The sequence below is a fragment of the Methylomonas sp. 11b genome (genome assembly GCF_000515215.1).
GTDB lineage: Bacteria > Pseudomonadota > Gammaproteobacteria > Methylococcales > Methylomonadaceae > Methylomonas.
Genome location: NZ_KI911557.1, coordinates 464748 through 486962, shown reverse-complemented (window position 1 = coordinate 486962; position 22215 = coordinate 464748). Strand labels below are relative to the sequence as shown.

Genomic DNA, 22215 nt, shown 5'->3' with positions numbered 1-22215 from the left:
TAATGTATACAACTTAACTTTTATGCCGGCCACCAGAGTCCTAAGGATTGGTTTTCCTAAACTTCAGGCTATTGGTAAATATCATTAATGCCGATCAATTTCCTTCGCTTGTGCCCCGCTATCAATGGCTTTATCAATCAACATCACGCTACCCCGTATCAGGGCGGCAAAGAGCAATATCGAAAAGACCAATCCCATCGGTAGTATGCCCAGCAAACCGGCAATGACAATGATCAGCATAGCTATGCCGGTGTTTCCTATCTTAGCGATCTTCATTTGCCCTCCCGGACCGTTTGTCGGTCGAAACGAAATCTCGCATTCACTATATCGGCTTATTTAAATTCAACAATACACGCAAGCGGTAATATATTGTTTTACTTAATAAAACAGTAACAATATTAAGTGTATTTGTGATTCACCCCTATTCGAGGCAAACAGCCACCCGATTTTTAAATTAGGCGGCTTCGTCCAGCAACTCCAGGCCTCTAAACACCGAGCAGCGCTTAAATACCTCTAGCTCCGGCGCCAGTTGTTTTTGCTGGCAGAATTTGGCGACCAGTTTGGTCAGGCCCTTGATGTCGCGCCCCGTAGCGCCGGGAAAGATGGCTGCCAATTCGTCGATCAATTCTTCTTTGACCGGCAAGCTAAATTGCTCAGTCATGACCCGCCAGATTTTGCATCTGTCCGCATGATCCGGGGCGTGGTAGCGGAGCATGGCGATACAGCGGGAAATAATAGCTTCGTCGATGTCGTCCACTCGATTGGTGGTCAGGAACAGCAGGCCGTTGAAATACTCCAGCACCCGCAAGAACACACCGACCACGGCATTGGAGGCCAGGTTGTCAGCACGGCTTTTGATGTACACGTCGGCTTCGTCGATCAACATCACCGCGCCCCAGCGCTGGGCGCGGATCAAAGTGTCCTTCAAGGTTTTTTCCATCTCCGCGACGTTTAAACCCAACTGCCCGGAATGCACCCGGTACAAGGGCCGCTTGATGATTTCCGAATAGACTTCGGCGGTCAGAGTCTTACCTACACCCGCAGGACCTGCACACAGCACCGTGGTGCCGCCGGATTTGCCGGCGACGATGTCGTCCATCAGCATGTCCATTTCCGCCGTCAGGATGTCTATCAGATCGGTTTGTTCCGGTGGCAAAATCAGTTTTTGTTTCAATTCCGGCTGATACACATATGGCTGGGTATCGTCGACGTGCACCCAAACGTGGTGATGCAACTCCAAATGAAACATCAGGATATAGCCATGGACCGGCATTTCCGTGAACATACCTTTGGGGACATCGGCTTTGGCGGCTTCCATGGCGCTTTCGGTTTTGCTGTCATAGCGCATGCTTTTACCGGCTTTGCGTAGATAAGTGCCGAGAATGTCGCCGGAGGCATCCAGGCTCAACGCCCGTTCGCTGAGGATATTTTCGTCGTTGACCAAGCGGCAGATCCCGCCGCCGGAGGACATAACCACCGTATTCTTCCGCGTCCAGTCGCTGCTGCGATGGCTGGCGGTTGGGTCCTCGGCATATTCGCCGGTACCCCACCCGGAAAACTGTTCGCCATAGCGCGCCCGCCAGTCAAAATACCGCGCGGTAGCCTCATCGTAACTGGCGATTAATTCCGGGGTTTCTTTTAAGTACCCTTTGGTGGCAAAAATCTCCGGGATGGTTTTGTTCGCCAGATCTTTGCTACGAATGATGAGGCTCTCCACCATGATTTTACCCTTGGTGTTGGCCTTTAATTCGATCAAGATCCGCCCGGCTTCTTCTTCTCCCGGTGGGGTGTAATCCAGGCGAGTGATCAGATAAGCCAAGGTTCTGCCGGAAGGCTGCACATGAAATAGCCAACCACGCAGCCCGCCCTCCAATAAATAATTGGCAATTGCCGGCAACAACATTTCCAGTTGATCGACGTTGTAGCGATGGCTGTTGTCGGCCAGCGCCGCTTGCAAGGCTATCAATAGCGCCGCTTGCTGTTGTAAGGCTTCACCGTGTTGCAAGTAGATGTCGGCCAGACTGGCTAATTCTGCCTCACTGAGTAAATCGTAAGGCACTTGCGCCTTGGTGCCAAAACGCAATTGCTCATTGATGCTTTGCAAGCGGGGGTGATCGTTAAGCAGTTGTTCGAGATGACGTTTGTCGATGGTTAATTTCATGGCATCAATCCTGTGACGGTAAGGCTAAACAAAGTACTTCGGCTAAATGCAGCGGCTTGGCGAAACCGCCATTGCCGATCTGCTGCTGACAAGAGAAACCGTTGCTGACCAGCAGTGCGTCAGGTTCGGCACGTAGCGCTGGAAATAAGGCCAACTCGGCCATGGCTTGGGCTTGATCGTAATGCTCGGCTTCGACGCCAAAGTTGCCGGCCATGCCGCAGCAGGACGATTCGATCAGTTCGAATTTCAGATCCGGCAGTTGCTTGAGAAGTTTGCGCACCGACTTGATCGCACCAACGGCTTTTTGATGGCAGTGGCCGTGCAACAGCAAACTGTTAACGCCGGGGATGGCTTGAAACTCTATAGGCCAGCGTTTGCCGGCTTGTTCGCGGACGATAAACTCTTCCAGTAACAAGACCTTTTCCGCCAGTTTTTGCGCCGGTTCGCCTAAACCCAGCTTTAAATATTCGTCACGCAAACTGAGAATGCAGGACGGTTCCAAGCCAATGATCGTGCGCCCCGCAGCGACATGCTCGGCGAGAGCCGCCAGCATGCGCTGCGCTTCGATGCGGGCCTTATCGATCAGACCATTGGAAAAATAAGTGCGGCCACAGCATAAGGGCCGATCCGCTTCATCGCCAGCCAAGGGCGTAGCAATATGCACATGATAACCAGCGGTATTCAGCAGTTTTTTAGCGGCTTCGGCGGCGGCCGGATTAAAGTAATAATTAAAGGTATCGACCAGCAGCACGACCTGTTTCTCGACTAACTCCGGATGCAAACTTAATTCGGATTGCGCCGGCACCTGAAACGCTTGCGCGGCGGGTTCCGGCAAGCGGACTTTGGCGCTGATGCCCAGCCAGGCTTCGCCTAAACGCGCCAGCAGCGGCATGCGATTGCGCCATTGGATTAAGGGCCGGAGCGCGCGCCAACGCAGTATTTTCGGTAACTCCGCCCACAAGCGCCGCCGCAGCGTCAAGCCATTGCGCCGCACTTGCTGCGCCAGAAACTCGGCCTTGATCAAGGCCATGTCCACTTCGTTCTCGCACTCGCGCTTGCAGCCTTTGCAACTGATGCACAAGGCCATGGTTTCGGCCAATTCCGGATTGAAAAAGGCCGCGTCGTTTTCGGCGTTCAATGCTGCTTTCAAGGCTCTCACTCGGCCGCCGGGCGACAGGCCGGGATTTTGCGTCACCCTAAAACTAGGGCACATCACCCCTTTGGCATCCCGTTCGCATTGCTTGCTGCCGATGCACACTGCCACGGCCTTGGCAAAGTCGGCGCCATGCTTGGGAATATCGGCATAGGCGTCGCCCATCCCGGCGTTTTCATAAGACGACCAATCCAGAAACAGTTTCATAGGCACTAGGCTGATTAAAAACCTAGATCAAGCAAAAACGAAGCCAGTCGGATCGGCATAGGGCGGATAAGCGCAACGCTTCCCGCTTTCCCTTCAGTACTTGGCGGATGCACTGCGCTTATTCGTCATGCCTTTGCTGCGATTGTGACATTTCCCCACCGGATTGCTGCTCGGCACACTGTAGCAAAACCGACAATCCGCAAAAGCCGCGAACGATTTGTCACAGCGTAGCCGAGCCAAATCACCGGCGACCCCAGGTAATACGGGCCACCTATTTCGGCACAAATATTGCGGAAATAGGTTTTTTAACCTGGGAAAACAAAAGTGGAATTAGAAAACTGGGATACCCGCTATTTCATCAGCTATAGCGGCGTGAAATTACCGTTGAAACTAGTCAACGAACTGGCAGACGAAAGCCATCTGGAAAACCGCAACACCTACTTCCGCGGCTGCTACGCTGCCGATCAACGTCTAATGCTGCTGGAAAAACTGGTCTATGGCGAAGTGGAATTACGCCATGTCTATACCTATCATGCTAACGGGGTTCTAGCCGAGGCGGAGATAACGGATGCGGACGGCGAGATCGACCTGTTACGCTTTGACGAAACGGGAGCTGCGTTGAAAGTTGATTAGCTGGCCGGTGTAATAGATTCATAAACCTTTGCCATAGGCAATTAGCTACCGCCTACAATACAATATGTCTCTCGCGCCTTAACCTTGGCGACCGACATTTTGTTTTCATTCAACCGCAAACCAGCATGAGCAAAGACATCCGCATCCAGCGCCTCAGCGGCGAAGCCCTGATTCAATACATTCCGGAACTGGCGCGACTGCGCATCGAGGTGTTCCGGGATTTTCCGTATTTGTATGACGGCGATTACGAGTACGAAAAGAAATACCTGCAAACTTACATAAATTGCCCGGAAAGCGTCATCGTGCTGGCGTTCGATGGCGACGCCATCATCGGCGCGTCGACGGCGATACCATTGAAATACGAAACCGACGAGGTCAAAAAACCATTCGTTGAGAACGGCTACAACCCGGATGAGGTGTTTTATTGCGGGGAATCGGTGCTAAACAAGGCTTATCGCGGCTTGGGCATAGGCGTGCGCTTCTTCGAACAACGCGAAGCCCATGCCGAAGATTTGGGCGGTTTTAAACACATCACCTTCTGCTGCGTTGAACGCCCGCTTGACCATCCGCGCCGGCCGGCGGATTACGTGCCGCTGGATACATTTTGGAACAAGCGTGGCTACGTCAAACATCCCGAGCTGAAAACCACCTATACCTGGAAAGATCTCGACGACGTCGCAGAAACCGCCAAACCCATGACTTTTTGGTTGAGAGAAGACCGTGCCTAAAATCGCCAGCGCCCAATACGACATCAGCTTCCTGGAAACCTGGGAAAATTTCGCAGCCAAGGCCCGCAGCTGGGTCAAGGAAGCCGCCGAGAACAAAGCCGAGATTCTGTTGTTCCCGGAATATGCCTGCATGGAATTGGCATCGTTGTTTCCGAAGGAGGTTTATTCTTCGTTGAACGGCCAACTGGATGCCTTGCAAACCTTGCTGCCGGGTTATCTGGACCTATTCAAAACCCTGGCCGCCGAATACCGGGTTTACATCCAGGCCGGCACTTACCCGGTCAAACACGACAGTGGCGAATTTCGCAATCACGCTTATTTCTTCACCCCGCAAGGCGACGTGGATTATCAAGAAAAGCTCACGATGACTCGCTTTGAGAACGAGCAATGGCATATTTCCCGCGGCCTGGACATCAAGTTATTCGATACTGTGTTCGGTAAAGTCGCGATCAACATTTGCTACGACAGCGAGTTCCCACACTATGCCCGCCAACAAGCCGAGCGCGGTGCCAGCTTGATTTTGGTGCCGAGCTGTACCGATACCGAAGCCGGCTATTATCGGGTGCGCATCGGTTGCCAAGCCCGCGCCTTGGAAAACCAATGCTACGTAGTACAAGCCTCATTGGTCGGTAACGCAGATTGGTCGGAAGCGGTGGATGTGAACTGCGGTGCGGCGGCGATTTACACGCCGGTAGATCGTGGATTTCCGAATAACGGCATTCTGGCGATTGGCGAATACAACCATGTTCAATGGGTCTACGCCGATTTGGACCTCTCCGCCGTCGACATCGTCCGTCAGGAAGGTCAGGTGTTTAATTACCGGGATTGGCCTAAGCAATTCGATTGCCGCTAGGCACTCACAACCCTTTTCTAACCAGTACGCCAGGCAGCACGAGGCCTGGCGTACTGGATAATCTCGCATTTCGATCCAACAAAACGCCGATCAATTAAGACATTTCAGCTCGATCTCATCGTGCATCATCAAGGCCACTTGCTTTAACAAAGCTTATCTCCTTGGTTTTTGCGCCAATTCTCCTAAACTTGCGTAATGCCGAAAAAACAGTGCCCGCAATAGCCAAGCCCGGTTATTATTGAGGTGTTGTCCATTTACACGCCCCGGCGGAGATATGCATGCTTGACTCAATCGCTCTTGATATCCAGGCTCTGGTCAATCTGCTAAGCAGGTTAAGACCGGAATTGCTGGATCAAATTTGCGCGAAACATCCCGGTTACACCGAAACCCTCAGGCCCGGAAAATTAATGGGGCAAGACAGCGATTCGCAATCGCAGTTGCTGGTCGATTTAGCCATGAGCACCAAAGGCCTAGTCAAGCAGGAGTGTTTGAGTATTTATAATTTGCTGAGCGTGCGTTTGCGAGGTTCGGTGCGCTTACGTCTGATCGGCAGCACCATCGCCACCTTGTCGGCCGGCGCATTGATAGCAGCCTTGACTCAGGGAATACCCAAGTTGGTACTGGCGTTTGCCGTATTGACTGTATTTGCCGCGGCATTCATGCTGGTGGGTGAATGCCTGGAAGGTTATTTCGGCCGACAGCGCGGCTTGCGAGAAATGCAGGATAGGCTGCTGAAAAACCTATTGGAAGTAGCCGATATTGAAGCCGAGTTGCGTCTGATGGAGTTCCGCGGCAATTTCGACGGCATCGAACCGCAAATCCGCAAATTAAATACCGTCGCGATTACCAGCCAGCAAATCCAACATTTGGTCGGCTAAGTGCATTTCCAGGCGTAAAACTTAAACTTCAGACCTAGCCTCGCCAGACCGACAGATACCTGACTTCAGTAGCGAAGCTTCAAATCGCACGCCCCAACGAATCGACTAGACAGCGAATTGTCTTCACTGGGAAATTGGTTCACATCGACACCGCAACCCAAGTTCACCGGCCGGCTTTTGCGTTTTTCAGTCGGTTTAAGGTTTGCCGTGCCGCGCCCGGTATTACTCAACAAAAGATTCGAGCTATCAGTGGCGTCGGCTGTCAGCGCTTGGTCCGATGGGGTCAGAATTAACGCGGAGGGCGTGTCGAAGCTTTCTGGAGGCGGTGCATCCGCAAAAACGTTTAGCGCACAAATAACTAGCAAGCCGCCGATGATGGCGGAAACTGGTTTGGACTGCTTTAGAAACGAAAAATCATGGGCTTTCATGATTTCCTCCTGTTCCAAAGTTGGCATTATGAGCTCGGCAAACAAACCCTCCTTCTACATGAGTTTGTCCAACCTGCTCGGTCTAAGCTATCTGCCGGTAGCGGCCAAAATTGTTGCGACGACTAACAATCCGCTCTAGCAAATGGGGTTCTATCTAAACATTGATCGCTTAACACAATTTTAATTGGTTACTGCGAACCAGGCTGCAAATACAATCCTGGAAACGTCACTAATAATAGTCCGATCACGGTTAATTGGCGAATTTTAAAACGCTTAGTTGCAAAATTTTTCTTATGATAGTCAATTAGTTGACAAACAAATCTCATAAATTTTCGAGCATAATTGATGCCAAACCACTAGGATACACACCAAACTAGGCAGCAAATTCATTGCAAGCCGGGTTTGCTGTACTCAGGCCTTCGCTGAAAATCTTGGAAACGGAGCGCCAGCGAAGTGAAGATTTTTAGTCCCCGATAGCCGTAGCGCCGGGCGGGTTTTCGCAGCGAAGCGGAGAAAACCTGCAAGGCATCGCGACACGGCGTTAAGTCATGCGAGAGCCGATGTTTCGACACCTTGTTGGGTCGGAACGAGGTGACGCGGACGAATCGGGGCGCCGAAGGCATAAGCCGTCGCGTAATTTTTGCCGATTTTTTCCAGCAGGATGCCCGAAAAAATCTTTCGGCAAAAATAGCGACTCCCCGGTTCTCATAAATCCTGTGAAAACCAAACTACCCCCTTTCCCCAAATCAGTTAGACGGATTTAGGGCATGGCAACGTTGACCGGCCTGCCCAGTTTGGCAAACCGCTTGAGCAGTGCCGCTTTATGCAACAAAGCCGATTCAGTTGCAGATAATGTCGGCTTGAATGCCCGTCAGCGGCATTTAATCCTGGTCGAAATTTGTGCTGATTGCTGGTTTACGCGTTTTCGATTGCGAGTCGCAACAGCTAAGTAACACTTCCACTCAACAACTGTTGCCCTACAAACACCTCCTAAACACAAGACCCGGGAAATTGGTGCTCAGCAAGCAATTCAGCAGTTAATACCAACTAAAATCCCTCGCTATCCGCTCGCGCCTAACCCAACTTTCGCCCTAAAAACAATCGATAAATAAACCACTTAGCGTTCTTACCTGCCATCCATACCAAACATAGCGACGCTATTCGACAATCTGGCACAGCTCGTGCTGTATTGGAAATCAACAGCACTAATCAAAGCTTATTTAGCGTATCAAACAGCCGCCTACTTAGCGCGGCACAACAGGGAATATGGCATTTATATTTAAGAAATGGGGAACAGTGGCATGAGCAGTCCTTTAGCGACTTTTAATAAATTTGCACCGGCGGGCGCTCCCGCAGATTGGGACGCAGCGGACGTTGTTTCGTTAAAACCGTCTGTCGCTCAATTGTCCGAAGGTTTAACGCATTCGCGAGTCGCAGTTGCCTTGGGGGATTTTAAGTACGTCACTGAAACGCGCGATCATAAATGGGTAGATTTTTTACTAATCGGCGTGCTGACTATTTTTATCCACAACACCGTGGTCAATCACTTTAGCGGCGCGGCGTTTGAGCAGGAAATTGTGGAGCCGATCAAGCCTGAGACCAAAGTCCAAATCACGCTGACAAGACCACAACCCAAACCGGTGCCCCCACCGCCACCCTTGGTCAAACCTAAGCCACCCACTCCCAAGGTAGTACCACTGAAACCGCAAAAGCCTAAACCCGTGGAAAAAGTGGTAGAGCAAGCACCCGCGCCCGATCCGACTCCGGTAGTAGATACCGCGCCGGCAGCGCCTACCGCACCGCCAGCCCCGCCGGCGCCAGTGGTTGAAGAAAAAATCACCGAGCCGGTAGCCGACGCGGCTTACCTGCACAACCCACTGCCCGAATATCCGGAAGTCGCGCAAGAACGTGGCTGGGAAGGAAAAGTGGTGATGAAAGTACACGTGCTACCCGACGGCACCACCGATAGCGTTACCGTCAGCAAATCCAGCGGCCAGAAAATCCTGGACGATGCTGCCGTCAAAGCCGTTCTCAAGTGGTCTTTCGTGCCGGCCAAACGCGGCGATACGGCGATTGCCCGCTACACCACGGTTCCATTTACTTTTAAATTGTAATTATTTTTTGAGGATCAAAAATGTCTGATATCGCAACCAATGTCATCGTCGATGGCACCCTGAACACCTTAATCGCCGCTTCGGTCGTGACCTGGGGCTTAATCCTGATCAAAAGCGTTCAACACATTCGCATTTCCTATCACAACCGCCGTTACAACAAGGAGTTTTGGAGCGCGCCCAACATTCAAGCGGCTGCGCACTTGGAAAACCAGGACGGCCCTGCAGCACGAGTCGCCGGCATCGGTTTCTCCACGTTGATCGAAACTGACGGCGGTGCATCCACTCACGATCTGGAACACACCTGGGACAGACAGGAATTGCTGGACAGACGTTTGCGCCAGCAAATGCAAAAAGAACGCGGTTCGCTGGAAAGCGGCCTGGCGGTGCTGGCGACCATTGGCAGTATCTCGCCGTTCGTGGGCTTGTTCGGTACCGTGTGGGGCATCATGGGTGCGTTGACCAATATCAGCAAAACCGGTTCGGCCAGCTTGGAAGTGGTCGCCGGCCCTATCGGTGAAGCCTTGATCGCCACCGCTGTGGGTATCGCGGTCGCGGTACCTGCGGTTGTGGGTTACAACTTTTTCATCCGCCGTAACAAAGTGGTTTGGGCCTTCCTGGACGACTTTGCCATCGACTTCGTGCACTTGGCTCTGAAAAGCTCGTTCATCATCGAACGCGCTGGCAGTAAACCGGCAGCGGCGGCAGCTTCCGCACGTTTGACCGATGTCAGCGGCGGCAAAAAGTCCAATATCAAAGACACTCATGAAGAATTAATCGCGAAAGAGGCGCACGCATAATGGCTTTCAATACTAAAGACGACGGCGGCGATGACGTAATGGGTGAAATCAACGTCACCCCTTTGGTGGATGTGATGTTGGTGCTGCTGGTGGTGTTTATCGTCACCGCCCCCTTGTTGACCCAGGCGGTACACGTCAACCTGCCGAAAACTGCGGAAACCGCGCCGCCGGACGACAAAGCGGCCTCGTATCTGAGTGTGGATGCCCAGGGCAAAATCTACATCGATAAACAAGAGTTTCCGTTGGAAATCATCGAAGGCGAATTGCGAAACCGCCTGGCGGCCAACCCTGAGTTTGCTTTAAACCTGAACGCGGACGACGCGGTGCAATACGGCATCGTTGCCAAAGTGATGTCATCCATCGAACGAGCCGGCGTCACTAAGCTGTCGGTTCTGACCGTTCCGCAATAAATCATGAACTGGCCGGGTAACAAGTTTGCCCGGCTGGTTAATCGCGGCGGCGAAGGCTGCGGCACCAGCACAACCCGAACCACGCCAAGACCAAGGATGCCGCTGCTGCGTCCAGGGTTTATTTGCGTTTAGGCACAAACTTTTAGGAGAACTTTAGGATGGCGCGCAAGACCGCTCAAGACTTTCATCCAGAAGCGTTACAAGCTTTTGATAAATACGTGCATGGCTATATTTCCCGGCGGGACTTTTTATCATCGGTGCCTAAATACGCCCTACTCGGCCTGACCGCCGAAGCCCTGCTGGAAGCACTTAACCCGCGCTTCGCCGAAGCCAAGCAAGTAGCAGACGATGATCCGCGCATTAAAGCCACCTATGTGGAATACCCCTCCCCGCATGGTAACGGCAAGATTCGCGGTTACTTGGTACAACCGGCCAAAGCCGCCAACAAACTACCAGTGGTGCTGGTTATCCACGAAAATCGTGGTTTGAATCCGCATATCCAAGACATCGCTCGCCGCCTGGCGCTGGATAATTTCATTGCCTTCGCACCGGACGCGCTGTTTACCTTGGGCGGTTATCCGGGCGATGAAGACAAGGCCCGCGAATTGTTCCAAAAACTGGATAAGGAAAAAACCCAGGCCGACTTTTTGGCGGCAGCGCAAGCCATTAAAAAGCTGCCGCAAAGTAACGGCAAGCTCGGCGCGGTAGGTTTTTGCTACGGCGGAGGCATCGTCAACTTCCTGGCCACCCGTCTGCCGGATCTGGGCGCTGGCGTACCGTTCTACGGCGCCCAACCTGCCGCCGATCAGGCCGCAAAAATCAAAGCCCCTTTACTGATCCATTACGCTGGCGTCGACGACCGCATCAATGCTGGCTGGCCGGCTTATGAAGCGGCCCTGCAAAAAGCTGGCGTCAATTACGAAGCCCACACCTATCCGAGCGTGCAACACGGTTTTAACAACGACACCACCCCACGCTACGACGCTGCCACCGCCAAACTAGCCTGGGACAGAACCGTCAGTTTCTTCAACGCTTATCTGCGCGACAGTTAAACCATCGGGAGGATTTCAATGAAAGTGGAAGTGCATATTTGGGATTGGCCATTACGACTGTTTCACTGGTTGTTGGTAGTAGCCGTGGTCGGCGCTTACGCCACCGGCAAACTGGGCGGCAATCTGACCGACTGGCATGCCCGCTTCGGCAGTTTGATTCTGGGCTTGCTGGTCTTTAGATTGATCTGGGGCTTTATTGGTACCACTCATGCCCGCTTCGCCAGTTTCTTTCCGACGGTTTCCAGACTAGTCGAATACGTAAAAGGCGAATGGCAAGGCGTTGGCCATAATCCTGCCGGCGCCATAGCGATTATCGCCTTGCTGGCGGTGTTGAGTTTTCTGGCTATCACCGGCTTGTTCGCTAACGACGATATTGCTTTTGAAGGTCCGCTGTTTCATGCCATCGACAAAGAGGTCAGCGATAAATTGAGCGGATGGCATATTTTTGCAGTGAATATCCTGCTGGGCTTGGTCGCGGTGCATGTCAGCGCGATTGTCTTGTACCAACGCCTGAAAAAAACCAATCTGGTTGTCGCGATGCTGACCGGCAAAAAGCAATTGCCTAAATCCTTGGCACCCTCCCCGATCAAACCAGTCGGCCCGATCCGCTTCGTGATCACTTTGTTAATCGCGGTGACGGTAGTCTGGGGCGTTTGGAGCGGCGGTTTTGTGAATTATCTGGCGCCCTTGGCCAGCTTCCAAACGGCTACGGCCCATCCAAAAACCTAAACGTTACTTTTTCTACAACACCACAAGGAGTTAACCCCATGAAATTGAAACTGATAATCACACTGGCGCTGGGCGCTGTCACGACAGCGGCTGTGGCCGGCGACATAGAAGACCAGATCCGCTTCCGCCAATCCGCCTACTCGTTCTTGGGCTGGAATACTGCGAAAATCAAAGCGCAAGCAGCTGACCATCCGGAAACCTTTAATAAAGATCAGGTGATCGCTGCCGCGAATGCTGTTGCCGCGGTCGCCAATTCCGGTCTACTCAGCCTTTACGGCCCGGGCACCGATAAAGGTACCGGCTGGAAAGCGACGCGTCTGAAGCCGGAATTCTTCGAAAAACAGGACGAAGTGAAGGAAATCGAAGCGACGTTCATCAAGGAAGCCAACGAATTGCAAAAAGTGGCGGCTAACGGCGACGTAGCGGAAATCAAAGCCCAATTCGGCAAAGTTGGCGCATCTTGCAAAAGCTGCCACGATTTGATTCGGGTTCGCGAATAAATACATCTGCCCCGAACGCCAAAAATCCATGAGGCTTTAAGGCATTTCTAGACAGCAACTCGGCTTACCGGGACTTGTCCGAACCCTATTTGGACGAGTTCCGCATCTAAAAGTATGGACAGAAACACCAATTCGATCATGTTGACCAGAGGGTCGGATTGGGTTTGACCACTTCCCTAAAAACGGCATGCCTGGCTTAGTGCCTGCATTTCTAATCTTGGCATATTAACTTCAAATATTATCGTTTTATTTAATGAGTTAGTTTCGCTAACCTTTGCGTTTATCAGCAAACCATCAGTTACTAGGGACTTACTGGACAGATACTCATGCCTTTACAACAATTAGTCGAATATTTTAACGATAGACTGGAGCAAGAACACAATAACGGCTTACGGCCATTTGTGCTGGACAACGGCGCGGTGCACGGGATATTCGGCCCGATCTGCATCGGTAGCAGATTGTCGCCCCTGCGCCAGACTTTGCGCACAGCAAATGTTATCGGTCACATTGCGCAACTGAACGTATCCACTATCAACAAACAGACCATTGAAAGCAGCGAACTGGAACAATACCTGGCCCTGCCCCAGGCCGAACAAGCCAATGTCGAATCCATCATCAATTTCGACCGGATGTCACGAGCCGTACACATGCTGAACTATTTGCCGCAAGCACATCTGGACGAATTATTGTTTCTGGAAGTCGACCCGCGGCATATACTCGGGGTCAAAGAGGATCATGGCGCTTATTTTGAAGAAGTGATAGTAGCTTGCGGCCTGCAAACTGCCAATGTCGCCATCACATTGACTGCAAACAACGCTTATGCCGGTTTTTACCAATTGCTGCTAAAAGGCCTGAACAACTATCAACGCCGCGGCTACCAATTGGCGTTGAAGTTTGATTATCACTCGCTGGAAAAATCGGCCTTCGAGCTCATCACCCGTGCGGCGCCCAACTTTGTCGGTATCTCGGCGCTGGAATTGGACCGTATCCGCGACAATAAACTTCTGGAAAAACTCCAACAGTTAAGCAGTTTGGCAAGATCGATCAACAGCCAAAGCTTCATGCTGCAGATCGACGACAAACGCACAGCGGCATTGGCTCGCAATACCGGCTTCGAGTTGGTACAGGGGGACTATTTCGAACAAAGCGTCCAGTTATCTGCGGCCAACGGCTAATGAAATAGTTTAATCATGCCGGACATTTCACAGGACACTCTTTATACCGTCTTTTGAGGTGAATATGAGCGAGAGCAACCAACACAAACGTCCCGAATATAATTTGTAATTAGTGTTATGGTTCACGCCGCTTGTCGAATGAGTTGAAAAAGCAAGGATTTGCTGTTGGGCGATATAAAACGCGTCAGGTGATGCTGCAACTCAAGCTGAAAGTGCGCTATCCCAAACGCTATCAATCGACAACGGATAGCAATCACAATGAGGCCATTTTTCCCAATCATCCAGATCGGTAACTTAACGTCGTAAAACCCAATCAAGTTTAGGCGACCGGCATCATAAGCGTCCTCAGCATTTGCCGCCTATTGTTTTAACGTAGGCTTTTCCTCTAATTTCACTTGCTTTGTTTCTAAAGCAGGATCCCTGCCAGAATCGCGCTGGTTTTTCAAAGCTTCCCAAGCGACAATAGCCAATGGGAATGACATAGACCACCAACGACCAATCGATACTTGTCGAAGGTTTCCATCAACAGTGCTTCTATAAACCAGGTTCTGACCTTTGCCATGGCAAACAAACGCAGTCCTAAGTAATCATCAAAAGCCATATGCTGTCCAGGTAGCAAAGCTTTAGCGGTACGGGGGTCGAATTGCATTTTGGCATAGGCTTTTTGAAGCGAATGATGGCGCGCGGCTAACCGGAAAAAACCCAGTCTAAAAGGTGAACTACAGGTAAGTTTTCATAAGTGTCGATAATATTATGCTCAACATAAAACAAACAAATATTACTTAGGCGTAATCTGCTTACAAATGAAGAACCAGAAAACACAAGGCACCAAGCAAGACGAGAAAATGCAACACACGCCGATGATGCAGCAGTGTATTACCCATGAAATATAAGGATTTTTTTATATTATACTTAATTTACTATACTAAAACCTATACTGTCACTAATGAAACGCCTCATCGTCTCAATTCCTTGGCTTTTAGGTGCCAGATCTTCACAACACACTCTTTTTTATCGAACACCTTCACAAGTTTGCATGCTGCCCCAAACCCACACGACGCGGATCATGTGCGGCCGACCGCCAATACCGGACACATCATCGAAAAAAACCAAGTCGCTTATATCGGCCTGGACTCGTTATCGGATGGCATAGTGGGCAGTACGATTGGCTCGATTCTGTTGGCCGATTTGGCTGCTGTCGCCGATAATAAGGCGCTTCGGATCGACCAGTGAATGTGTCGTCGACGAGGCGACTGAAGTCATCAACGATCCTTTCATTCAAGTTTTGAACAAAGGCCGCGGCACAAAATTCCGATTGTTCATCGCCACACAAACCTTTACGGATTTTGCGGCCCGTACGGGTTCCCAGGATAAGGCCCGCCAGTGCTGGGTAACGTCAATAACCGATCGCCCTGCGCATCATAGACAGTGACATCTCTGACAATCTGCCCAAAACCCCGCTCAAACACATCATGCGCACTCAGGGCGTCGCCACCAGTTCGACCAATCCCAAGATCCTGCCAAAGCGGGCGTGATTAGCCTCCAAACCGTCCGAGCGGGGACTGTCGCCAAATCAACCATGGATAGGATGGATCAGTCTAGTCGACTCAAAAAGGTCGTGTTGTTGAAACTATTGGTCTCTATATACAAAAAGGTCAACAATCCGGTATCGGGAATGTTCGATGAAAACCGATACCCCCTACCCGTTTGCACACCCAGCGGCATAGCCGCGGAACACCTAAGTATGTCACTTGTGCGCCCTCGGCCATGCAGACATACAAGCGACATGTTTTTGGTCGTATTTGAATCGTACCGGGGCCGAATCCTTATGTCCTCCCTTGGCCATGATGTAATAATTCAAATTTCTTTCAAAGGCAAATATATATTAGTGATCAACTCCTGTTCGGACACATCAGGGAAGAGGTTCAGATAGTGAAAAAAACAAGGAAATTCCCGTAATTCTTCATTGCTTTCTGGCAACCATGTCCCGTATAAAAAACGTATCTTGTCGTCCATTGCTTCATGCGGGCCTAGATGGCGAATTACAGCGCAACGCCCTCCTGGGATGATTTTAGTCATGACACCTTGCGGATTCTCCGGCACGTCAGTTTCGACTGAGCCGCAGAGGTCAAATCTGAATTTTTCAGGGGGCGTGATTTTGGGGTCGTCGTAGGCGAGTCCGTAAGTATTGCTGGTTTTCACAGGGGACAATTGGCTGGCCTTGCGCCATTCGATAAAGACCCCGACCGAATCGTTCAATGTCTCAACCGCCCCACGGTGCTCTAATACGGCAACTTTGGTTTCTTTAAATTTCACGATGTTTACTTGCATGTTGGTTTTTCCTCTGGGTATGGGTAGCCGATATTTTTCATGCCAGGACTTCCATTGCGGTTTTTTTCTGAATTGTGAGGGTGTCTGACCAAAGGATTTTTTAAATGCGCGGGCAAACGATTCCGGATTTTCGAATTTGGCATCAAATGCGATATCGATAATCCGCAGATTTTGGCTAAATGCCAACTGGTATGATGCTCGTTTTAAACGTATCAACTGGATAAATCTGAAGACATTAATCCCCATATACTCAGAAAATTGCCGATGGAAGTGATATTTCGAAAATAAGGCAATCCGGCTTAATCTTTCTACAGATAAATCTTCATCAAGGTTGTCCCGGATGTAGTCACATACTCGGTCCATTCTGTCTTTATATGAACATCTCTGCATAGCTAGGTCAGTCATTGTTCCAGTAATCTCTAATATCTTCTAGGCGGGATTATTCTGTCATGCTCCAGAATGGGTATCCTGATCATAATTGCTATCCTAAGAACCAATTTTTTCCTATTGTCGCTAGCCAGGTTAATGAAGCAGACTAACGCACTTGCGAGCAGTGCTTACGCTTGTATCAGTGCAACCATAATGTCTTAAGCATACAAGTTGATTGCATTTTTGCATCGGAATACGCAACCGGTAGGCACACGCGGCAATGCCCATTAAAATGTGCATCCGCCCTCTTTATCTGGAATCGAAATGCCGTTAAAACCCGTGCTCAGTGCCATGGCGATTGCGTTGACCATCGGCACATTGCTGCCCTACATACGTGCTATCGTTAAAGGCGCCGTTCAGCCGCATGTGTTCTCCTGGGTGATTTGGGGCTGCACCACCTTCGTGGTATTTCTGGCGCAAATCGCGGATCGCGGCGGCGTCGGTGCTTGGCCGATCGGTGTGTCGGGCAGTTTGACCATCTTGGTGGCATTTCTGGCCTATCGGCGGCCGGGCGATTTGACCATTACCCATAGCGACTGGGGCTTTTTTGTGGCGGCCCTATCGGCTTTGCCGACATGGTATCTAACCGCCGATCCACTCTGGGCGGTAGTGGTGTTGACGGTAGTCGACGCGCTGGGTTTCGGGCCGACGGTGTATAAAGTCTATGCACAACCGGACAGCGAATCGCCGGGATTTTTGGGGTTTGAGGCGCAATGGAACGGAAAACCGAGTTAGCGCCCATGTTAATGGGCTGTCAGGATAAATTCATCTCCACTTCAGGTGCTACCTCATACATTAAAAATAGGACATATTGCTCCTTCAATGCCTGACGGGGCTACGTTCCGGCCTAATGTCGACAGTGTTTCAGTGAACAAAACTCCCCACCAACAGCTCAGTTGATGATGTATTTTTAGCCTTTAATACATTCGTCACATTTCCCCTGTATTTTTCAGTGTAATGCTCGATATTTGGCATGTTAGCGGCGGCCATTAAGTAATTGCCATCAAGCCACAACCGAGTTTCGCAACCAGAATAAAAGGGATGTTATTCCATGATATTTTGCAGAGCATTCGCATTATGCCTACTGTCGCTTAGCCTTTCGGTCCATGCGGGAATTTACGATCAACCGACGGCGAAAGGTGCTCAATGGTTAGCGGGGCAACAGAACATCGATGGCAGCTGGGGAGCAAGCGCAGACATTCAGCCGGTTTATACCAGTGCCGTTGTTCGCGCACTTGGTACCGCATACAAACGACAAAAAGCCTTCTTCGCCGGCCTTACCTGGCTGGAAAGCCACGATAGTGGCAACGTCGATCTAATTTCTCGTCGTGCAGGCACACTCAATAGTCATGGCGATGATCTCGGTTATGCGTTGACCTATTTGCAAAACGCCCAAACGCGTAACGGCACCGTCTTTTCTGGCTGGGGGTTGTCTCCGATCTATACCAGCTCGGCCATCGATACCGCTCTGGCACTGATCGCTTATGCCGATCTGGGCAGCAGTATACAAGTACAGCCAGCTCTCGATTTTCTGAAAAGTAGCCAGCGTACCGGCACTAACGATCAAGGCTGGGCGGTTGGTAATGCCGGCAGTAGTGACCCGGCCGTTACTGCGCTCGTGATTCAAGCACTAAGCCGTTACACCGTGCAGGATGGCACACTTGCCAGCGTTATAAGTAACGGCCTAAGTACGCTCAATACAATAGTCAACTCAACTGCGCCGACGGTTATTCAGGCGCTGGCAGCACAGGCCGCGCAAGAGGCCGGCAACAACACCCTTGCCACCACCTTTCTGTCGCGACTAACTGCCAGCCAGGGACTGGACGGCAACTGGGATGCCGATCCTTATACCACCGCATTAGCGACGCGGGCAGTGGCCACTGCCGCCAATTCATCGGTTCAATCCACGCCCGTCACCATCCCCGACCAAGCCTTGCGCAAGGCGATCAATCTGGCATTGGGGCGTAACTCCATGGATTATCTGAACCGAGGCGAACTAGCGCAGTTGACTAACCTGACCGCCGTCAATCAGGGCATTGCCGATCTAACCGGGCTGGAATGGGCCGTCAATCTGGCCAGCGCCAATCTTAACAATAACAATCTTGCCAACATAACCCCATTATCCGGTTTGACGCAACTGGCGTCGCTGGACTGGACCGGAAATCCAGGCAACCCTGGCGCACCAGTACAGGTGCCGGCGGTGCCGGTGTTGGGCCAACTCCTGATGGCTCTGGGGTTGTTTGCCATCATGGGTTATTGCCGTCGTTCGTCTATCAGCAAAGGAGTATGGTAATGCGCATTATGTTATGTTTGCTTCTGGCAGCCTTTACGGCGCATGCAGACTCAAAGTCTGCCAGTCAAACGGAGGCAAACACAGCCAGCCACGCACTGCCTCCGGAAAAACTGGATGCCATCCGCTTGATTGGGCGCCAGGTGCTACAAGCTAAAAATAAGGTACAGGAAGAGTCGCCGGAAAAAGAGCAACTGGTACAGTTACGTACAACCTTGGATAAATTAATCGCAGCAGAAGCATTGCCATCGCAAACAGTCCGCATCAGCCTGGGAAATAAAGCCCCCGTGGTAGCACCAAACCAGCAAGCAACAAGCGACGCCTTACGCGCAACTGCAAGAACGCAAGCCTGGGATGTGGTGACAAAGCTTCGTCAGGACGCAAGCCAATGGCAAAGCCGGACCAAGGCCGCCGCAAAACACGAACTGTATTCCGCAGGCTTTCCAGTGGGTGAGCAGCGAGGGCGACTTTTCGAACAATGGGCGGACAAGCTCGAAGCAACCATCAGCGACACCAACACAGACCGAGTCACTCTATTACGAGATTTTCGCGAGCGGCTCAAATTCGAAAAACACGGCGTCATTGACTTGCCGCTGGCTAGCAAAACCCCAACCATTCAAGCCATGCCCTGGGAAGAAGCCGAAGCATCCAAACCAACCTCCAAACAAAGCCGTAAAAACAAATCCAATCACTAACAAGGAATCGTCATGTTGCCACGCCGGTATTTGCCGCAAATACTTCGCTCATTCGCCATTTCCTTGGGTTTAGCCACCGTTTTACCCGTAACCGAGGCATTTGCGCTGCAATCCGAAACGCCTGAAATCATTTTCACAGGTAGCGAGGCCCAACCTTTAGTTGATAAATCAGCTCAATTAAAAAACGCGGTTGCCATTTATGAGTATGTGCGTAACCAATTTGAGTTTTCCGCTTACCACGGTTCGCGTTCGGGGTCGATCAATACCTTTATGGGGCAACGCGGTAGCGATGTCGACATCGCTACCGCGTTGATTGCCATGCTGCGTTCGCAGAACATCCCGGCCCGCTATGCTGTTGGCATCGTCCGGCTACCCGCAACTCAGTTGACCAACTGGCTGAGAATTAGCAATCTCGATGTCGCTGTGCAAGTGTTGAAAGACCAGGGCATTCAAGGTGTCACGCTGGCTGCTGATCGCAGTACGGTGGATTTGGAACACGTGTGGGCCGAAGTGTTAGTGCCTTTCGATCAATACCGGGGGTTGACGACCAACTCGTCGGTAGACTGCGCGCTGCCGGCAAATGTGTCACGTTGTAATTGGATTCCATTGGATGGCAGTTTTAAACAAAAGACCTACAATGGTTTGAATATCGATCCCTACAATGCTCTGAGTTTCGACTATACCGGCTATTACAATGCCATTAAGGATTCCGCGACCGATACACAGCTGCGTAAAGATAAAAACCCGCTGACCATTCTGGAAGAACAGATTGCAACCTGGTTGCGTAGCAGCAATCCCGGTAAAACCCTGGAGGATGTCGCCGATGCCGGGCAAATTGTCGAAATTCGAGATGGGTTATTACCTGCCTCTCTGCCTTACCCGGTAATAGGCAGCATTCGGCGCTACGATTCGGTGGCCCTGCACGATGCGGCCGTACCCGCTAGCGAGCCGAAAAAATGGGGTAAGCGATTGTCGATCAGCATCTATATGGTCGCCCCACTATCCGGCGGCGGCACGCTGACCGTTAATCTGGGCGCGGGCAATGCCTTATTAGCGGAACTGAATACCAGGCGCTTGACGCTCACTACCGAGTTTCCGCCGCCAGGTAATATCCCCAATATGGTCACCCGATTAGGCGGTACTGAAATAGCCCGTCCGCTGTCGGGTAACGGCACTATCTCCGGCTATACCCCCGCCATCGGTAACCCCTATACCATTACGGTGACGATGGACGGTTCCCCCGATCCCAGTGGAGGTACCAATGATCGAACCATTACAGCGACCTATTCCGGCATCATCGGCGGTTATTATTTGATCGCCACCGGCGGCGAATCGTCTAACTGGTCGCAAGTGCATCGGGCGGCGGATCAACTGTTGGCCGATAACGTCAACTACAAGATCGTTTTTAATCCCGCCGACCCCGGCAGTAATGGGCAGGCTTGCGATTATACCAGCGGTATGAACTGCACACCCTATGTGGATACCACAAACAATGGCTGGGACGCTTCAGACTTACCGCTTTTACAAAACAAACCGGCTCTGGATGCCCTAACCGGCGGTCTGCTATATGTTGCGGCTACCCAGTATTATGCCAACCAGCGCGAACAGTTCGAGCGAGCTGATCATCTGATGAAAACCAAGACGCCAATCATCGGTTTTCTCGGTGTGGTCAGCTCTGTGTACGATGTTGAATACATCGACGGCACCGCATTTTCCGTCCTGCCGGGTGGTTTGTTAATCGACATGAAGGGTATTACCATCGGTGGCTCGTACCGCAGCCATGAGGCAGCCCTTAATTACTCGAACCGCCAGTTCGAATTCCTGGGCCATATTTCCTCGTCGTTGGAACACGAAACCTGGCAGGAATTAACCGGCTACGATGCCGTATCGACGGTGCGCGGCATCCAGATGGCCTTGGCGGGCGGCTCTAGCCTTGTCAACGTCAAACGCGATACGACCACCAATACCGTACCGGCTTTTCTCAATTCGGTCGGTTTCGGGGCTTCGGCACCTTCGCCTTTTTCGCTGGCATCGCGCACCTTATTCAACACTACGCCAAACAGTTGGTCGCATACGACGACAACCGCGCTAGAGGGGTTCGATATGCTGAAAAAAGCGCCTGCCGGCGCAACCGATTCACGACTAGGAACGCTTTCTTATTACAACGACAATTGGAATGGCTACCTCACTAACTGCGATCAAAACGAAAACACCCTCAATGGTTGGAAGACCACCTATGGCGGTTCGACCACTTTGACCGCCGGTGGCGCCTGCGGAGCCAGTTGGGGAGATGGTACGACCATTGATTCCGCTCTGGTACTCATGCAAAACAGTTTTAACAGCATCCGAGGCGGTACGAATACAGCTTTTTTTAATTATCTGGATGCTGCGCAAGGCTTTATCAGCACCGATTTTGCCTACCGTTCCAAAACCCTCGCGGCCAATGTTTACTCGACTACGACCGTCGCTGGCATCCGCAACGATTTATTGTTGCGCGATACCAGTCAATCCTGGGTCGAATATACCTTGCCCGCCACTTTAGTCGCTGGCCCCAGTAACCATTTCGAGGTCGACATCCGCAAAGTGTATACGACTTCGACCGGACGGCTAAACTCGCTGTCTTTCGAAATCCTCAACCGTGGTAATTAACAA

23 protein-coding genes and 1 pseudogene are annotated in these 22215 nt (G+C 51.4%); 18 read left to right on the top strand and 6 right to left on the bottom strand.

The genetic code is table 11. From position 1 onward, the window contains the following. Positions 1 to 84: 84 nt before the first annotated feature. The 3 genes from METH11B_RS0102360 to METH11B_RS0102350 all read right to left on the bottom strand — a co-directional run bounded on the left by METH11B_RS0102360 (position 85) and on the right by METH11B_RS0102350 (position 3521). Positions 85 to 276, bottom strand: a complete 192-nt coding sequence (locus METH11B_RS0102360; RefSeq protein WP_026600613.1) for a hypothetical protein — start codon at positions 274 to 276, stop codon at positions 85 to 87. 178 nt (positions 277 to 454) lie between these two features. After that, a complete protein-coding gene (locus tag METH11B_RS0102355) occupies positions 455 to 2161 on the bottom strand; it encodes an AAA family ATPase (RefSeq protein ID WP_026600612.1) in 1707 nt (568 codons plus the stop codon). A 4-nt stretch (positions 2162 to 2165) separates the two neighbouring features. Continuing rightward, complete coding sequence (locus METH11B_RS0102350) at positions 2166 to 3521, bottom strand: (Fe-S)-binding protein (RefSeq protein WP_026600611.1); 1356 nt, start codon at positions 3519 to 3521, stop codon at positions 2166 to 2168. 324 nt (positions 3522 to 3845) lie between these two features. Between METH11B_RS0102350 and METH11B_RS0102345 the strand changes: the two genes are divergently transcribed. The 4 genes from METH11B_RS0102345 to METH11B_RS0102330 all read left to right on the top strand — a co-directional run bounded on the left by METH11B_RS0102345 (position 3846) and on the right by METH11B_RS0102330 (position 6613). Continuing rightward, on the top strand, positions 3846 to 4154 hold the full coding sequence (locus tag METH11B_RS0102345; RefSeq protein WP_026600610.1) for a DUF6156 family protein: 309 nt from the start codon (positions 3846 to 3848) through the stop codon (positions 4152 to 4154). Between the two features lie 125 nt (positions 4155 to 4279). Then, positions 4280 to 4882 carry a GNAT family N-acetyltransferase gene (locus tag METH11B_RS0102340; RefSeq protein WP_026600609.1) on the top strand — a complete coding sequence of 201 codons (603 nt, stop codon included), beginning with the start codon at positions 4280 to 4282 and terminating at the stop codon, positions 4880 to 4882. Further along, positions 4875 to 5735, top strand: a complete 861-nt coding sequence (locus tag METH11B_RS0102335) for a carbon-nitrogen hydrolase family protein (RefSeq protein ID WP_026600608.1) — start codon at positions 4875 to 4877, stop codon at positions 5733 to 5735. The genes METH11B_RS0102340 and METH11B_RS0102335 overlap by 8 nt, the downstream gene beginning before the upstream one ends. A gap of 278 nt (positions 5736 to 6013) precedes the next feature. Continuing rightward, positions 6014 to 6613: a hypothetical protein gene (locus METH11B_RS0102330; protein ID WP_026600607.1), complete on the top strand. Its 600-nt coding sequence runs from the start codon at positions 6014 to 6016 to the stop codon at positions 6611 to 6613. Positions 6614 to 6678: 65 nt separating this feature from the next. Here the strand turns inward: METH11B_RS0102330 and METH11B_RS0102325 are convergent, their stop codons facing one another. Continuing rightward, positions 6679 to 7041, bottom strand: a complete 363-nt coding sequence (locus METH11B_RS0102325) for a hypothetical protein (protein WP_155931064.1) — start codon at positions 7039 to 7041, stop codon at positions 6679 to 6681. Positions 7042 to 7808: 767 nt separating this feature from the next. Here METH11B_RS0102325 and METH11B_RS0102320 point away from each other — a divergent pair. From METH11B_RS0102320 to METH11B_RS30100, 9 genes and pseudogenes are all read left to right on the top strand, one after another. Next, positions 7809 to 7994, top strand: coding sequence for a hypothetical protein (locus METH11B_RS0102320; RefSeq protein ID WP_026600605.1), 186 nt, complete (start codon positions 7809 to 7811; stop codon positions 7992 to 7994). Between the two features lie 348 nt (positions 7995 to 8342). Beyond that, entirely contained in the window at positions 8343 to 9155 is an 813-nt protein-coding gene (locus tag METH11B_RS0102315; protein WP_026600604.1) for an energy transducer TonB, read from the top strand. Positions 9156 to 9175: 20 nt separating this feature from the next. Beyond that, positions 9176 to 9952 carry a MotA/TolQ/ExbB proton channel family protein gene (locus tag METH11B_RS0102310; RefSeq protein ID WP_026600603.1) on the top strand — a complete coding sequence of 259 codons (777 nt, stop codon included), beginning with the start codon at positions 9176 to 9178 and terminating at the stop codon, positions 9950 to 9952. Further along, positions 9952 to 10362 (top strand): ExbD/TolR family protein, encoded by a 411-nt coding sequence (locus tag METH11B_RS0102305; protein WP_026600602.1) that lies wholly within the window; start codon positions 9952 to 9954, stop codon positions 10360 to 10362. Before METH11B_RS0102310 ends, METH11B_RS0102305 begins: the two co-directional genes overlap by 1 nt. Positions 10363 to 10520: 158 nt before the next feature. Continuing rightward, positions 10521 to 11414 (top strand): dienelactone hydrolase family protein, encoded by an 894-nt coding sequence (locus tag METH11B_RS0102300; protein WP_026600601.1) that lies wholly within the window; start codon positions 10521 to 10523, stop codon positions 11412 to 11414. A gap of 18 nt (positions 11415 to 11432) precedes the next feature. Beyond that, positions 11433 to 12143, top strand: a complete 711-nt coding sequence (locus tag METH11B_RS0102295; protein ID WP_026600600.1) for a cytochrome b/b6 domain-containing protein — start codon at positions 11433 to 11435, stop codon at positions 12141 to 12143. Positions 12144 to 12181: 38 nt separating this feature from the next. Then, positions 12182 to 12643, top strand: a complete 462-nt coding sequence (locus METH11B_RS0102290; protein ID WP_026600599.1) for a c-type cytochrome — start codon at positions 12182 to 12184, stop codon at positions 12641 to 12643. Positions 12644 to 12969: 326 nt separating this feature from the next. Next, positions 12970 to 13818 (top strand): EAL domain-containing protein, encoded by an 849-nt coding sequence (locus tag METH11B_RS0102285; RefSeq protein ID WP_026600598.1) that lies wholly within the window; start codon positions 12970 to 12972, stop codon positions 13816 to 13818. Positions 13819 to 13943: 125 nt separating this feature from the next. Continuing rightward, a pseudogene (locus tag METH11B_RS30100) lies at positions 13944 to 14111 on the top strand (IS3 family transposase); the annotation flags it as partial. Positions 14112 to 14260: 149 nt separating this feature from the next. On the opposite strand, the gene METH11B_RS0102275 reads toward METH11B_RS30100, so the two are convergent. Next, the gene (locus tag METH11B_RS0102275; RefSeq protein ID WP_155931062.1) at positions 14261 to 14419 is read right to left on the bottom strand and encodes a hypothetical protein; all 159 of its coding nucleotides are present in this window, start codon (positions 14417 to 14419) and stop codon (positions 14261 to 14263) included. A 431-nt stretch (positions 14420 to 14850) separates the two neighbouring features. Here METH11B_RS0102275 and METH11B_RS30095 point away from each other — a divergent pair, with 431 nt between their 5' ends. Then, the gene (locus METH11B_RS30095) at positions 14851 to 15051 is read left to right on the top strand and encodes a hypothetical protein (protein ID WP_442919021.1); all 201 of its coding nucleotides are present in this window, start codon (positions 14851 to 14853) and stop codon (positions 15049 to 15051) included. 624 nt (positions 15052 to 15675) lie between these two features. Here the strand turns inward: METH11B_RS30095 and METH11B_RS0102265 are convergent. Then, on the bottom strand, positions 15676 to 16554 hold the full coding sequence (locus METH11B_RS0102265) for an AraC family transcriptional regulator (RefSeq protein ID WP_036275554.1): 879 nt from the start codon (positions 16552 to 16554) through the stop codon (positions 15676 to 15678). 288 nt (positions 16555 to 16842) lie between these two features. On the opposite strand from METH11B_RS0102265, the gene METH11B_RS0102260 reads away from it, so the two are divergent. From METH11B_RS0102260 to METH11B_RS0102245, 4 genes are all read left to right on the top strand, one after another. Further along, on the top strand, positions 16843 to 17313 hold the full coding sequence (locus METH11B_RS0102260) for a hypothetical protein (protein WP_026600595.1): 471 nt from the start codon (positions 16843 to 16845) through the stop codon (positions 17311 to 17313). A 316-nt stretch (positions 17314 to 17629) separates the two neighbouring features. Then, positions 17630 to 18871 (top strand): hypothetical protein, encoded by a 1242-nt coding sequence (locus METH11B_RS0102255; RefSeq protein ID WP_026600594.1) that lies wholly within the window; start codon positions 17630 to 17632, stop codon positions 18869 to 18871. Beyond that, a complete protein-coding gene (locus METH11B_RS0102250; protein ID WP_026600593.1) occupies positions 18871 to 19563 on the top strand; it encodes a hypothetical protein in 693 nt (230 codons plus the stop codon). Before METH11B_RS0102255 ends, METH11B_RS0102250 begins: the two co-directional genes overlap by 1 nt. 12 nt (positions 19564 to 19575) lie before the next feature. Next, entirely contained in the window at positions 19576 to 22212 is a 2637-nt protein-coding gene (locus METH11B_RS0102245) for a transglutaminase-like domain-containing protein (protein WP_026600592.1), read from the top strand. Positions 22213 to 22215 lie beyond the last annotated feature (3 nt).